Origin of the sequence: Peribacillus phoenicis, assembly GCF_047238085.1 — a bacterium.
Classification (GTDB): Bacteria; Bacillota; Bacilli; order Bacillales; family DSM-1321; genus Peribacillus.
Window position 1 is genome coordinate 4066901 of record NZ_JBDFMF010000001.1, and the last position, 13761, is coordinate 4080661.

Sequence of the window (13761 nt, forward strand, 5' to 3'; positions counted from 1 at the left end):
GGATGTCAGACCTTTTTCTCTTAGCCAATTTTTCGCCTGTTTTTGACTACTAACCTTTTAGCTATCATAAACTAACTTGAAGTCCCCATCTGATCGATTTTCCGCTTTAAATATTCAGCAATTTCTGTTTGCCCTCTTTCAATAGCAAATGCATAAGCATCCATATCTTTCATGTTGTCACCAGAGTATTTTATGGATATATCTATATTATTCTCAACTAACAATTTAACTATCTCAAAATGACCGCCATATATTGCAGCAAACAGAGGATTTCTATCTGGTTCACTTGTATCAATCTCAATATTCTGGTTAATGAGAAATTCGGCAATATCTAAATGCCCTTTTGTAGCTGCTCTTTCAAGGGCATTTGCAGAAAAAGTTCCACCCTGTGCATTAATATCTATCCCGGCATTAATAAGATATTCTATTATTTCTAAACGCCCATAAGCTGCTGCTATATGTAACCATGTACCAAAGGGTGTCATCACTGTTAACATTTCTGGTTCTTTTTCAAGTAAATCTCTTAACGTATCCAATTGGTCACTTTTTATGGCACCTCTAACGTCTTTCGCAATTTGAGTTTTATCCATTTTAGTTTCTCCTTTATTTACAAGGTATTCTAGTATTTCAAAATATCATCAAAGACCTGCACCCACCATTGTTCTTTTCTGATAGAACCACCTCGGTTTTATCAAATGTCAATTCCGACTATCTTTTTATTCTTAGTTTAGAAATTAATGATTCAATACTTTCTGATATAACCTCAAATGAATTCCTTTCGAAATCCTCTAACTTTACTTTACCGTTCTCATTATCAATTACCACTAACAAACCATTCCCTTCGATACCTAAAGGGATATTTTCTAGTTTATTGTTATGATTGCTCTTATACCCCTCTAAGGTCCCTCGGAATGAATCAAACTCGAAGTTTGGCAAAACCGCATCTAATTTAATATAGAAATCATTTAAAAATCCGTCTAAATTAGCGAACCAATACGAATTAAAATATTCAATAATTGATTTATGGAATCCCACCCCTAAGTTCTCTTCTAACTCCTTTAAGTCATGTGAAGTAGTTTTTTCTACAGGTTTCCATGTAATATAATCTTCTTCGTCAAGTTCACCTTCATAAATTATTGAATTAAGCTCTTCAGTCACTGGAGCCTTAAATAAGAAGTCCATTCCTTCATCCGCAAGCTCATGTCTCATTCTGAAGTATTGGCCCATTGATTTCTTAATAGACAAAGATATCACCCTTTTCGTTTAACTTTATTAAACCAATTATAAGACATAAAAAACCTTGAAAAGCTTAAGCCAATCAAGGTTTAAAACATTTACATTATATTTTAGGAACGTCAACCACTTCGCCTGGTGATTTATTAATAAGAATATCAGGAATGTTTGGGTTATTCTTTTTCAACTTATACTTTTGAATTTTAGTTAATTCAGGGTCAAAGGAAATATTCTGAGATTTAAATTCAAAGTTTATAAGTTTATTGTGAATCTTATTCAAAAAACCTTTCCATTCCTCTAACGAAGAACTTGAAACTTCCTCTGAATTTTCTAACATCCGATAGCCGTCTGCATAATGAAACATTAGTAAACCGGTACCTAAATCACAAGCCTCGTTTTCTAAAATATCGCTTGGTACATCAAATCCACTATTCCAATTATAATTTGCAGCAAAAAAATGAAGAAATAAAGGGTTATCTATATTCGTTAACTCATTGATTATTATTTCTTTATCTGTATCATAAAGTAGTTGTTCAAGGAAACTAATATCTTTCTTATCCACAGTAACTCACCTTAATTTCAATAATTTTAAAATTACTATTATACATAACTAATAGAAGTGATAAAATCAAACTCACCTATTGAATTAATTTTATTATCATACTCAAAATTATAAATTAGAATTACAGCATTATATGACTTTGTTAAATTAAAGTGTTTATTAATTTTAGGGATTATAATTTCTTCATATGAACAGCCTTCTAACAATATAGAAATATCATTACTATTTTCTAATACTTCTTTTTCAATAAAATCCTCGTCAGTATCATCCATATCAATATTAAAATCCATAAAAAATTTAGAAGGAACAGACTCCCCATCTTCATCATATTTTAAATCCACATATTCTTCTATAGAGTTTTCATTTTTGATATTACCTAACCATATAGAAACTAGTCCTTGTTTTTCCATTATTAAACCTCCTAATTTAAGACCTTATGGTAAAGATGAAGTACCGCCTTCGATATACATAGTTAGCCTTTTAATAAAAGTATTATAGAGTCTGTGCTTTATATGTGATGTTTAATAGCTGTTTAGTTACCTTTAAAATATTATCAGAAAAGCCTTGAAGACCTACGCTTTTCAAGGCAAATTGCAATTTATCTATACCGCCAATTTATCTCCCCATCTTCATGTATTGCCGGTAAATATATTCCCTTTTTATTTTGATGCTCATCAACAATAAACCAATTATCATCGTTAAGCCATTCTTCACTAAAACTACCTTCCTTGAATTCTTTCTCCTCATTAACAAGTGCCGTTAAAAAATCTTTATACTTTATTATATTTTCATTGGCTATGATAGATCCATAAAACCACACGCCTTCTTTATTATCATTCTGTATTTCACCCAAACATTCATTACGGAAATATAAGAACATAACCTCACTCCTTTGGAGAAATTAATATAAACTTGCTAGGAACTTCTCCTCTTACTTAAAAAAGTAAACGCTCTTTTCTTCCAGAATTCAGAAGAAGAATCATTTATTGTTGTTGTAGGTACTATATTATTTGGTAAAACATCATATAGGGATTAAAGCGATTTATTCTTATTCTCTGTATAAAAAGCTGTTTACTCGGCACAGGTAGCCCCATACAAAAGAAAAACCTTGAAAGGCTTTTAGCCAATCAAGTTTTTCCTCATAATAAGTCTATTTTGTTTTAACAGCTTCTTTTATTTGTTCAATTACTTGATAGAGCCACTGAAGTGGTTCTAAACCAAGAGCGGGAAAGTACACACCATCTGCACAAGATTGAACGTATTCATTCTTTTCGATATCAGAATACTCACTTCCAATAAAATCTGTTAAAAAGACAATAGCGGATTCCAGATACTCTTTACTTTCCTCAGTTAATAACTCTTCTAATGCCTCTTCTGGAGATTCAATATCCTGATGAAAAGTTCCAGCCAAGAACTGAAAAGCAGGTTCTTCTAGTTTGTTAGAAGACAACATAACATCTCATCCTTTAGTATTAATTTGGATAACCAGTTAGAATATAATTCCCTTCTCCATCCTTTTTCAAGATAATTCTAGTATTTGTCATATTTTCAACAGTTGTATAGCCTCTTTTCACACCACGTCCAATGACTTCGGTTCCTTCATCAGTCAAGACTAAGTTTGACTTGCTTTTAGGATTACTCTGCCAAGATAAAAAATCTAGGATTGCTTAATCCAGTTAAATGTAGCTCTCTATGAGTATCATTATTCAGATACATATAAGTTATTTAAGAACTCATCAAAACTATCTGCGAGGATAAACATATTCCCCATTTCGTCCTCTAGTTCTATATCATGAAACCAAAAATATACCTTTCCCTGATACTCTCCACTAACCCCTAATAGAATCTCATTTCCTCCTGGATCATTAGCAATTGAAATAAAATCTTCTGGTATTTCTCCTTCTAAAACCTCAAAAACTTTACCTAAATTACTTTTCATATCCCTAATCCCATAAAACTTATTGACTAAACTTTCTCCTTCATCATCAGAGATTTTAAAGCTAGATTCTTGAGGATATCCTCCATTGTATTCTAGTAGAAAATCAACATATTGTTTAGGTAGCGTAACATCATACTCTTGTTCAAATTGTTTTATATCTTGTAAAGAAATCTTTGGATTTTCACTAATCATTTTTGCCATGCTCTCACTCCTATATCCTTACTTATTTTCCCCATTAATTTTTGATGACCACCAATGTGTCTAAACTCTCTGTGAATGTCTTCATCTACTAGCATCATAGTTTTTCCATCTCCATGATGATGCCAAGTATAACCTTCTGGTGGCTTCCTAATATCTCTTATTGGTGGATCAATATTCTAATAAACTTGGATTATGGATTGTTTATTTTGGTCATTTCACCTAGCTTCTCAAACCAACAATCCAATATCACCGCTGTATGTTGGAACTTGTGTAAATCTGGTCTCTATATAAATATACGTATCTCTTCTCTTCAGAAAACCTCACCCTTATTTTAGTTTAAACTGATAAAGTAAGACAGAGAATTTCGGCAACCTTAGGTCGAGAGTTAGTCTCTAGGGACTCGCAAGGGTACGAAAGCCTATCCATTCTCTATCTTTAACCGTTATAAAATGGCTTGATGTTTGCCATCTGCAATTACATCTTGCAATAGTAATCGTTGTATGTACGTAAAAGTTGCGAAAAATAATAAATGGCAGGGAGAAAGCGAAAGTAGGATTTTGGAGAATAGACATGGTGGTAATTGGTCATATTTTGGTATTAACTGCATATGACAAGCGGTTAATAGGACATACGTTTTAAAGTAGATTGTATACACTTTGTAATTTCATATAACATAGTATAGCGATTACAAGGGTTACCTCTGTTCTCTAAACAAAAAGCAGTTCGTTCGGCACTAGACCCCCATAAAGAAGCCTTGAATAGCGTTAGCCGATCAAGGTTTTCATACATCTGAAAATATTCTTCTGTATCTATAATATTAAATGTAATATTACCCTATATATTTTATTCACTAAAGCTGACAAGTTCTTCTTCCCAGAACCCACCTTGAGTTAAAGAAACAGCGTCAATTTGATGAAAGCTCTTGGAAATCCAGTCTAACAACTCTTTAGTTGTATTTTTTTCAAGATAGGCTCTTCTTCCATTAACAGCTTTAACCTTTTTTATAAATTCTACATAGAGAAGCAAAGACTCTGCAAAATTTGCTATTGTAGCATTTATTAATACACTATTATTTTCATTATCATAATCAATATATACGACCTCAGAGTTAGATTCATTAATACACACTGGATATCCGCTACCAGTATACCCTAAATATATAAACCTATCATACATTTTTCCTAAACTATTATTTTTTTCGGTTAGTCTAATCCCCCCACCGTTGGTTGAAGATTCGAATGTTAGAAAAGGTGGAGCAGACTCAGGTAACCCTGCTTTAATTAAAAAACTTTTGGTTTCATTAGTTAAGGAAAATGAATTAATATTAGATTCATCATAATTAACCAAACCATAGGTGTCACTATTCCATTTGTCCAAAAACTCCTGTGGCGAAATCATATTTTATACCTCCACTATTTATTAATAATTTACTTCAGTTGATTGCTTGTAATAACTTTATGGTTTCTTTTCAGACGTAAATACTTCTCCCATTTCAGTCAACGGGTCGTTCCCCCTAATATTGTGTTCTTTCTCAAAATTGTGTATTCCTCTATAGCCTTTATGCAATGATTGTGGAACCGTAGCTATCGATTAGCTTGTTTCCAATAATCATCAGTTTCAGGAGTAATTTTCGTTGTATCATACGAGTTTTTGTACGTTGGATCGTTAATTTGCCTTAATCGAACGCATCACAATAACCTCCAAGAATGATGATTTCCCTCCAGTCTTGGAGGCTGCTTTTTCAAAGGTCTTTATTTATTGGCGATCGAAAGGCCCTACTCATAAGGGTCGGCACTACAGAAGCGTGATTTTCATCCATCGCTACACGCAGCTCAAAATTCCTTTTTTAAACATTTGGTATTAAAGGCGAAAAAGCACCTGTTTCCTAAAAGGCAACCAAGTGCTTTCATCCGGTTCTTGATAGAATAACTTATAAAGTCATTGTAACCATTTTATTGTACTATCCAATAGCAATTACATTAACTAAAAAGTCTCTTTTCTATTCTTTTTCATCTATCTTCCGCTTTAAATATTCAGCAATTTCTGTTTGCCCTCTTTCAATAGCAAATTCATAAGCTCCCATATCTTTCATAGTATCCCCTGTATATTTAACAGTAATATCAATACCATTTTGAACAAGATACTTTACAATATCAAGGTGCCCACCATAAATCGCTGAGAATAGAGGATTTCTATTTGGGTCACTAACATCTAATATTGCACCATTATCAAATAAGTACTCTACAATACTAATTTCACCTTCACTAGCTGCATGTGCAATAGTCGCTGACTTTGGAACACCTTTGTTTATGTTAATATCCATACCAGATTCAACTAGAAATTTAATCATATCCAGTTTACCAGCTCTAGCTGCAACATGTAGCCACGTTCCAAAAGGCGTTACAAAATCAAGCAAACTTTTATCAGTAATAATGATCTCTTTCGCTTGTTCTATATCACCATTCTTAATTAAATCATAAATTTTTATTGCTTTTTCCTTATTATCCATAGTATCCTCCAAAAATATCTTTATTTCATTGATGCTACTTCTTCACCTAGTAGCTTAAGCATATCAACCAAAAGAAACCTTAAATGATAAATAGCCATTCAAGGTTCTACTACGTGATCTAAATACAATCATTTTTCTTCAATATATGCTAAGGCAATCTCTACTACTTCCACTGGTGATAAATCCTCATCATTCCAAAAAATTAAGTCACTAGGGGCTGGATGAGGAACATTGTTTTCAAAAATTTCTATGTATGCACTCACTTCTTCATCAGAAAGCTTAGGATTACATATTTTATTTACTAATTCAACTAATTCCTCTTTGGATAACTTTTTACTCATTTTTCTGCCTCCCCTTAATTACTGCCCTTTCTTTCCAAAATGATAAGCAGGGTCTAAAATATTTAGAATACCACATGCTCATGATATAACCAGGTACATGGAGGACTCAAGGGAGATATATTCGGCTAGAAGAGAATTAAACTAGTTGGACAATCGCAATCTTCGCTTTATGAGTAATGTTTTTGAGCTTTTTCGTTTAGAGGATATGGGATTACATAAAGTTGTATTATTTTTTTTCTAATATAAAAGATAGAACCAACTTTTATTTTGGATACCCCATTACTTTATCTAGATCTATAAAACCTATTTCTCTGGTTCTTTGTATCTTTCGGGAATTTTGTTTCTCCATATTAGCATAAGTTCTTTAAATTGTTCAGTTTCCATTTCATTCTCATTTGGCTTATCGAAGATATAAAAGTGATGAAGAACCGTTGTATCTTTTTTTATCAAGACACTGGTAGCATTCCCTCCTATTTCAAATTCATCGTATTCACCTTCCATTACTTTCTCAACAATATCAATATACTCATCCACTTCTGTTTCAAATACAATATCTTCAATGAAGTCTGAGAAAAGGTTAATTTCTTGTGGTAGGATTATTCTTAGATATCCTAATGGGTTTCTTTTAAATTCATGCGAATATTCCATTTTTAATCTATATCGATATAATATTTATCGTCATCCATAATTTTTCTTAAAAATTCTTCAAAAGAATCAGCTATTTTTATCTCGTCGTAATAAATAGAATTATGTTTTTCGTCACCTAATTCAATAAGTAACAAGGCACTTTCATTTGCTTCAAAAAAAATTAATTTATCCTCCTCAAGTTCTTCATATAATTCTATATCTGGAACAAATTCAAAATCATTAACTTTTAATCTAGCATCTCTTATAGAAGCGGGTCCCATAATCCGATTGATATTATATTCAGATTTTCTAAGAAAACCATAACCAACTTCTATAAGAAATTCTCTTAAATCACAAGGGAATTTTAGTCCTAAGGTTGTTTCAACTTCTTCAATTTCTTTTTCACTTACTGGGAAAAACTGATTACCATCTTGATTCTTAATAAAATCAAATCTCATTAATTACTTACCTCCTTTAAATAATTCATTGGCTGGAGAGCCAATACCATGGATACCGGATTGGTGTTCGTTTGGAAATTTTGCAGGATGTATATTCCTCCATTCATGTTCTCCTTGGAAACTATTCTCAATTATATGATGAGCATCATATTTATCTCCTTTTCTTCGAATTGGTTCACCGGTCTTCTCTGAAATAACATCTTCAGTATAAGTCGGCCATTTTTGTCCAGTATTTATTTCCCACTCCTCAATCAGCTTATCTTTAACTTTATTAAATACTCGTCGATGTTTTCTTGTTTCAGCAGGTGATAACTTTACATATTCTCTATTTCTTAACGCTTCCTTCAATTTTTCTTTCTGATTTTTAGGTAACTCTTTGCCTGTTCGTAGTTCTATATCTCTAATATATTTTTTATATTAAATCAAAATCTACTTTAACAGTTATACCCGTACCCCTACCACTAACTTCCGACTCCACTTTCGCCATAGAAATTAACTGATCCTTCAACCCCGTACCAATAACCACATTATAAGGTACTCCCCCTGCCAACGACAGTTGGTTTTTAGGATTGTAAGGTAATAGATTGGGAATTGAGGCTAATTCTTTTGCCTTTGTAACGCCTTTTATTGCTGCCGCTTTTGTAGTGGCTACCCCAGTCTTCGATACGGCTCCCGCTCCTTTTGTCCCCACTACTGATGTGACGACTGTTCCGAGGGCATAGGATACCCAATGTGCCCGCGAATAGGCATCGCCATTAACCATATCTCTTTCATATGAGTCGGAGATGGACTTGGATATATATTTATAGGTTTTTATCGGGTGCATGATTGAATTTGCTACGCCTTCAACCGTTTCGCCAGGATCTGTTACAAAATCCCAAACTCCTGTCACGAAGTCTTTTCCTACATCATAAAGGCCTACGCCGATTCCTTTTGCAATGTCTGCGGTTTGCTTGGACGCTTCTAGCTGCATGACATATTGCTGCTGGGTGGTCGCTAAGTTTTCATACCCGATCTGCTTGGCGATTTTGAGGAACTCATCTGGATCTGTTACATGATTGAGTTGTGCCATCAAGTCTTTGATCCGACGATTCTCCTCTTCCTCTTTCTTAACCTTGAGATATTGCGCGGTTTCTTTTTTCCTTACTTCTAGGTTTTTATAGGCTTCACTATTTTTATAAGCTGCTGCATTAAAATAGAGCGGGGATACTTCTCCTCCCCTTGTACTGGATACTCATCAACATTAGAAAACAGTATGCAAAGTGTTGGACATCGACATTCGGATGTTAATAGAGGTTAAATAGCCTCTCGCCATAGTAATCGTTCTATTTACGTAAAAGATGTGAAAAATTTTAATAGGCAAGGGAAAGCAAAGGTAAACTATTCAAAGATGGAAATGGTGATAAGAAGTAAATTAGTACATACATTTTAAAATGATTTGTACGCACTATATAAATTGGCCTAACATCATATAGGACTTACAAGGGATATCTCTACTATCTGGATAAAGAGCGGTTTATTCGGCACTGGGTAGCCAAACATAAAAAGAAACCTTGATAGGCTAGCAGCCAGTCAAGGTTCTTGTGCGTATTTATATTTCTTGCTTAACTAAATCTAATAAAAAATCCCCAAAGTCATTAGCAATTATTTCATATATTTGACTTTCTAACTCAACTCCAGGTACAAATGAAACTACTTTAGGTTCTCCTTTATCATCAAGTTGATTAAAGTCTAAACAAAAAAGTTCATCACTTCCAGTATCATAAATAACCAAGAGGTTACTAGGAAGATTAATTTCTTTTCGTTCTGTTAAAGTATACCATATGGCGTCTGGAACAGAAGAGTTCTCAAAATCAACACTAATAATTCCGTAAATCTCTTGGGCTCCGAAGTTACCTGCACCAAATGTCTGTAAATAATCTAAATATAAACCAGTAAACCTTAATCCTAACTTTTCTTCAGCCAAATTTATTAATTCAGTTGAACGACCTCCAATAAAGTCAGCAATATCATCATCATTCAATATTATTTGTTTTGCTTCTTGATAAGCTTCAACACTCATTTTCATCCCCCATTTTCTAATTTAAAATCCTTGGTTCTGTTTTTCCAGTATTCACTTCTCCATTTATTAAATTCAGCTCTATTTATTCCCGAAGGTATAGTGTTAGGATTGATATGAATTATAGAACTATTTTCTTTATGAAACGTCTGTGTAACCTCTGCTATTGAACTCTCATTTCTCTGTGTCGTGTGATGAAGATTTATAGACTTTCCATCTGGTCCAAGTGGAGCCAATCCCTTTTTCATTCTCTCAAGATTAGTTCTTCCTCGTGCGTCTTTCATATTTGGATCTATAATATCATCTCTTTGGTAAACTTTCACATTTTTAAATTCAGTTGTTTTATTCCAATAATTATAACCATTACCTATACCCTTACCACTAATTTCATACTCCACTCTCGCCATTGAAATCAACTGATCCTTCAACCCTGCACCATTAACCACATTATAAGGTACTCCCCCTGCCAACGACAGTTGGTTTTTAGGATTGTATGGCAATAGATTAGGAATTAAGGCTAATCCTTTTGCCTTCGACACGCCTTTTGTTCATACTACTGATGTGACGACTATTCCAAGGGCATAGGATACCTAGTGAGTTCGCGAATACATGAGGAGTAAGTTCTTAGTTTGCGTTTTAATGTCTCACTTTTGATTTTAGGACGTTCTTATGTGTAAGGAATCGGTTTTAGAGTTCAAAAAAAAAACCTTGACTGAGTGACGAACACTCAATCATGGTTCATTAGCTAATTAGTTTAATCTTTTTTATATTAATTATTTGCATTCTTGATTTGTTCAAACCATATCCTAGCAATAGAACTTGCAGTTTTATTAGAATCATTTGTATGTACATGATCATATTTATAATCCGCCGCTAGTTTATTTGCTTGTACATCATAAACAATTAATTTCTGTTGGCATTTCACGATCATATCTTCTGCATAATTTAATCAATTCTTTAATATTTTCATTTATTATTTTCACAACTACTTTTTGTCGATCCACTGATATAAATTTGCATTACCCTCTTCATTGACTAATGCATCATTTCTCGCCTAAACTCGTATGTCTTATTTTATTGTGTCATGAGATGGTAGTACAAACAAGAGCTTATGATGGTAAACCATCATGAAGTCAATTCTTCAAAATGACCTTTTCTTTTTCTGTCCCCTTCTCATATGCTTTGCTTTTCAATTATCTGCACATGCCTTACTTTACTATTGAACTGGTCCCATAAATTCAGTAATAATGAGGATATGTTCTTTTAATTTAACCTTTTTTAAGTTCTCTACTTTTTCTGCTCCACCCAGACCTAATAGCGGTGTATAACCAAAACATTCATCATACTCCAACTCATTGTATTGTTTTATTGCTTCTGGATAAGGTTGCCAAGATAAATCTTCATCTCTGAATTCTAAGTCAGCAATATTTTGGAAGAAAAACTCAAATGTAAACATAATAGTCTTTACCTTACCGTACCTGTAATTAAGTAATCTAACATATCCATCTGACCAAATAACCAAATCCCCCATGCCAGTAGCAAACAATACTATTGAATTTTTATACCTTTCACTACTATCTTCTAAAACTTCTTGAAATTCTTCTGGATTTACACTTTTAAAATACCCTTGCATAAACGTTCCAAACCCATAGTCTTTCCATAAATTCACCATTTCTTCTGGAACTACATGTTTATATTTTTCGATAATTTCATTCGGAACTTTATTATGTAACTTAAAATCCGTTAAATACTTATCCATTCAAACTCCTCCTCTAATTTGTTAACTTTACATTTAAATACGTATTTTTCCGTTGTTCTTGTGTCATGTTCTTTGCTAATCCATTAATTTGTTCATCTACAATATCAATTCTATATCGCCATTGACTACCTATAGAAGAATTAATTTTCTTATCTCCCATTCCCCCAATTACCTCTGCTTTTCCACCCGCTATCTGGTCAGGATTATGCAGTGCAGCCTGAGTATCTAACCATCCCTTGGCTTCTTTCTTAGCCTGAGAAAGAGTTAGTCCTTCTCTTTGTAGTTCATTTATCTTTTGTACATAAGCTTCTTCCCTAGCAGCTTGTTGAGCTGCATTACTCTCTATTGCTCTACCTTCATCAATAAATCGCTTTCGATTTTGTTGGTATTCATATACAGTTAGTTCGTTCATACCCTTTTCTTGATCTTTTAACTGCCTTGCAAATTCCTCTGAATCAAATTTAGTTTTATAGTTAAAGTTTACCTCAATTTCTCTAATTCTTGGTACAGTATCTAAATCTTTAACTTCCTTACTATCCTTAACCGTTCCCTTACCACTAATTTCATACTCCACTCTCGCCATTGAAATCAACTGATCCTTCAACCCTGCACCATTAACCACATTATAAGGTACTCCACCTGCCAACGACAGTTGGTTTTTTGGATTGTATGGTAATAGGTTAGGGATAGAGATAAGTTCTTTTGCTTTCGTAACGCCATTTACTGCAGCGGCTTTTGTAGTAGTCGCCCCAGTCTTCGCTACAGCACCTGCGCCTTTTGTTCCTACTAAAGATGTGACGACTGTTCCGAGGGCATAAGTTACCCAATGAGACCGCGAATAGGCATCTCCATTTACCATATCCCGCTCATATGAATCAGATATTGCTTTTGAAAAATATTTATAGGTTTTTATCGGGTGCATGATTGAATTTGCTACGCCTTCAACCGTTTCGCCAGGATCTGTGACAAAGTCCCAAACTCCTGTCACAAAGTCTTTACCTACATCATACAGGCCTACGCCAATTCCTTTTGCAATGTCTGCGGTTTGCTTGGATGCTTCTAGCTGTATGACATATTGCTGCTGGGTGGGCGCTAAGTTTTCGTACCCGATTTGCTTGGCGATTTTGAGGAACTCATCCGGATCTGTTACATGATCGAGTTGCGCCTTCAAGTCTTTGATCCGGCGATTCTCCGCTTCTTCTTTCTTAACCTTGAGATATTGCGCGGTTTCTTTTTTCCTTACTTCTAGGTTTTTATAGGCTTCACTATTTTTATAAGCTGCTGCATTAAAATAGAGCGGGGATACTTCTCCTCCCCTTGTACTGGATATTTTCAGTTGCTCCATGAGTGCCGTCACTGCCGCTTGGTCCTCTTCGGATTTGGCATATTCAGTCGTCCACTTATGATCGATCTCGTTTACTTTGTCTATCGTTTGGGTCCGTTTCGTTTCAGCCTTCTCGATATTTTCAAAGAACGCATCGTCAGAAAAGGGCTCTAACTGAATGATATCATCAATTCCCGCAAATATTTTTTTCAGATCATTTTTCTGGGCTGTGACCATTTCCTTGGAATTTCGACTGGCGCTTTCCAGCTCTTCCTCTAAAAAAGGAACCGTGACCACGGTTTCACTAAGGTTCGCTTCGATTGTATCTCCTTGAATTCCACTTAAAAAGGCAACATGCCGATTGATCAGGCGCAGCCAAGAATCCACGACATCGATCTGTGCTTTGTAAAACCCTTTAATGGCCTCGGCGCCTTGCCCCTGCAGCTCATCTTCCAAATGAACGATACTCTCAAATCCTTTTTTCAATTCCGTGAGCTGTTCTTTTAGGTCTTTATATTGTCCGACACGCGTTTGCATGGCAGAAACTAGTGTTTGAGATTCGTAAATCATAGACATAATGGAAAGTCCTTTCAACTTCTTTTCTTATAACTAAATATCATTTGGATGAAATATTTTTAGCAACTGTAAAATTATGGACTAAATATATTTTAGAAGAGTTTCTATATTTATTCAAGAAATGAGGGGACTTTTTACTAAACGGATTAATAATGAAGGAAATAGTTTTTAGT

General features: G+C 34.1%; 18 protein-coding genes and 1 pseudogene. All 19 read right to left on the bottom strand.

All coding sequences use genetic code 11. The annotated features are described in order from the left end of the window. Nucleotides 1-71: 71 nt before the first annotated feature. Entirely contained in the window at nt 72-590 is a 519-nt protein-coding gene (locus tag ABC374_RS19925; RefSeq protein WP_413019532.1) for an ankyrin repeat domain-containing protein, read from the bottom strand. Nucleotides 591-708: 118 nt separating this feature from the next. Further along, nucleotides 709-1227 (bottom strand): SecY-interacting protein Syd, encoded by a 519-nt coding sequence (locus ABC374_RS19930; RefSeq protein ID WP_413020405.1) that lies wholly within the window; start codon nt 1225-1227, stop codon nt 709-711. A gap of 112 nt (nt 1228-1339) precedes the next feature. Next, complete coding sequence (locus ABC374_RS19935; protein WP_413019533.1) at nt 1340-1795, bottom strand: DUF4274 domain-containing protein; 456 nt, start codon at nt 1793-1795, stop codon at nt 1340-1342. A 38-nt stretch (nt 1796-1833) separates the two neighbouring features. Then, complete coding sequence (locus ABC374_RS19940; RefSeq protein WP_413019534.1) at nt 1834-2205, bottom strand: immunity 22 family protein; 372 nt, start codon at nt 2203-2205, stop codon at nt 1834-1836. 188 nt (nt 2206-2393) lie between these two features. Then, on the bottom strand, nt 2394-2675 hold the full coding sequence (locus ABC374_RS19945; protein WP_350300036.1) for a hypothetical protein: 282 nt from the start codon (nt 2673-2675) through the stop codon (nt 2394-2396). Between the two features lie 270 nt (nt 2676-2945). After that, nucleotides 2946-3248, bottom strand: coding sequence for a contact-dependent growth inhibition system immunity protein (locus ABC374_RS19950; protein WP_413019535.1), 303 nt, complete (start codon nt 3246-3248; stop codon nt 2946-2948). Between the two features lie 19 nt (nt 3249-3267). Beyond that, the gene (locus tag ABC374_RS19955) at nt 3268-3459 is read right to left on the bottom strand and encodes an RNase A-like domain-containing protein (protein WP_350302942.1); all 192 of its coding nucleotides are present in this window, start codon (nt 3457-3459) and stop codon (nt 3268-3270) included. Nucleotides 3460-3497: 38 nt separating this feature from the next. Continuing rightward, on the bottom strand, nt 3498-3935 hold the full coding sequence (locus tag ABC374_RS19960) for an SMI1/KNR4 family protein (protein ID WP_350300042.1): 438 nt from the start codon (nt 3933-3935) through the stop codon (nt 3498-3500). Beyond that, nucleotides 3923-4108 (bottom strand): HNH endonuclease, encoded by a 186-nt coding sequence (locus ABC374_RS19965; protein ID WP_350302943.1) that lies wholly within the window; start codon nt 4106-4108, stop codon nt 3923-3925. The genes ABC374_RS19960 and ABC374_RS19965 overlap by 13 nt, the downstream gene beginning before the upstream one ends. Nucleotides 4109-4778: 670 nt before the next feature. Then, nucleotides 4779-5333: an SUKH-4 family immunity protein gene (locus ABC374_RS19970; protein WP_350300043.1), complete on the bottom strand. Its 555-nt coding sequence runs from the start codon at nt 5331-5333 to the stop codon at nt 4779-4781. 601 nt (nt 5334-5934) lie between these two features. After that, on the bottom strand, nt 5935-6444 hold the full coding sequence (locus tag ABC374_RS19975) for an ankyrin repeat domain-containing protein (protein ID WP_413019536.1): 510 nt from the start codon (nt 6442-6444) through the stop codon (nt 5935-5937). Nucleotides 6445-6572: 128 nt separating this feature from the next. Beyond that, on the bottom strand, nt 6573-6785 hold the full coding sequence (locus ABC374_RS19980; protein WP_413019537.1) for a bacteriocin immunity protein: 213 nt from the start codon (nt 6783-6785) through the stop codon (nt 6573-6575). Nucleotides 6786-7088: 303 nt separating this feature from the next. After that, nucleotides 7089-7433: a tRNA-Val4 gene (locus tag ABC374_RS19985; protein WP_413019538.1), complete on the bottom strand. Its 345-nt coding sequence runs from the start codon at nt 7431-7433 to the stop codon at nt 7089-7091. A gap of 2 nt (nt 7434-7435) precedes the next feature. Next, entirely contained in the window at nt 7436-7870 is a 435-nt protein-coding gene (locus ABC374_RS19990) for an SMI1/KNR4 family protein (RefSeq protein ID WP_350300047.1), read from the bottom strand. Nucleotides 7871-7873: 3 nt separating this feature from the next. Next, nucleotides 7874-8300: pseudogene (locus tag ABC374_RS19995) on the bottom strand (T7SS effector LXG polymorphic toxin); the annotation flags it as partial. 1161 nt (nt 8301-9461) lie between these two features. Next, nucleotides 9462-9932 carry an SMI1/KNR4 family protein gene (locus ABC374_RS20000; RefSeq protein ID WP_230160401.1) on the bottom strand — a complete coding sequence of 157 codons (471 nt, stop codon included), beginning with the start codon at nt 9930-9932 and terminating at the stop codon, nt 9462-9464. Nucleotides 9933-9934: 2 nt separating this feature from the next. Then, nucleotides 9935-10375, bottom strand: coding sequence for an HNH/ENDO VII family nuclease (locus tag ABC374_RS20005; protein WP_350300048.1), 441 nt, complete (start codon nt 10373-10375; stop codon nt 9935-9937). A gap of 770 nt (nt 10376-11145) precedes the next feature. Further along, nucleotides 11146-11688 (bottom strand): T6SS immunity protein Tdi1 domain-containing protein, encoded by a 543-nt coding sequence (locus ABC374_RS20010; RefSeq protein WP_350300049.1) that lies wholly within the window; start codon nt 11686-11688, stop codon nt 11146-11148. Between the two features lie 13 nt (nt 11689-11701). Then, a complete protein-coding gene (locus ABC374_RS20015) occupies nt 11702-13588 on the bottom strand; it encodes a polymorphic toxin type 15 domain-containing protein (RefSeq protein WP_413019539.1) in 1887 nt (628 codons plus the stop codon). Nucleotides 13589-13761 lie beyond the last annotated feature (173 nt).

Bases quoted from the DNA above. Each gene is read 5' to 3' on its own strand.
- ABC374_RS19925 (WP_413019532.1), bottom strand. From the start codon at position 590: ATGGATAAAACTCAAATTGCGAAAGACGTTAGAGGTGCCATAAAAAGT.
- ABC374_RS19930 (WP_413020405.1), bottom strand. From the start codon at position 1,227: ATGGGCCAATACTTCAGAATGAGACATGAGCTTGCGGATGAAGGAATG.
- ABC374_RS19940 (WP_413019534.1), bottom strand. From the start codon at position 2,205: ATGGAAAAACAAGGACTAGTTTCTATATGGTTAGGTAATATCAAAAAT.
- ABC374_RS19945 (WP_350300036.1), bottom strand. From the start codon at position 2,675: ATGTTCTTATATTTCCGTAATGAATGTTTGGGTGAAATACAGAATGAT.
- ABC374_RS19950 (WP_413019535.1), bottom strand. From the start codon at position 3,248: ATGTTGTCTTCTAACAAACTAGAAGAACCTGCTTTTCAGTTCTTGGCT.
- ABC374_RS19960 (WP_350300042.1), bottom strand. From the start codon at position 3,935: ATGGCAAAAATGATTAGTGAAAATCCAAAGATTTCTTTACAAGATATA.
- ABC374_RS19970 (WP_350300043.1), bottom strand. From the start codon at position 5,333: ATGATTTCGCCACAGGAGTTTTTGGACAAATGGAATAGTGACACCTAT.
- ABC374_RS19975 (WP_413019536.1), bottom strand. From the start codon at position 6,444: ATGGATAATAAGGAAAAAGCAATAAAAATTTATGATTTAATTAAGAAT.
- ABC374_RS19980 (WP_413019537.1), bottom strand. From the start codon at position 6,785: ATGAGTAAAAAGTTATCCAAAGAGGAATTAGTTGAATTAGTAAATAAA.
- ABC374_RS19985 (WP_413019538.1), bottom strand. From the start codon at position 7,433: ATGGAATATTCGCATGAATTTAAAAGAAACCCATTAGGATATCTAAGA.
- ABC374_RS19990 (WP_350300047.1), bottom strand. From the start codon at position 7,870: ATGAGATTTGATTTTATTAAGAATCAAGATGGTAATCAGTTTTTCCCA.
- ABC374_RS20000 (WP_230160401.1), bottom strand. From the start codon at position 9,932: ATGAGTGTTGAAGCTTATCAAGAAGCAAAACAAATAATATTGAATGAT.
- ABC374_RS20010 (WP_350300049.1), bottom strand. From the start codon at position 11,688: ATGGATAAGTATTTAACGGATTTTAAGTTACATAATAAAGTTCCGAAT.
- ABC374_RS20015 (WP_413019539.1), bottom strand. From the start codon at position 13,588: ATGTCTATGATTTACGAATCTCAAACACTAGTTTCTGCCATGCAAACG.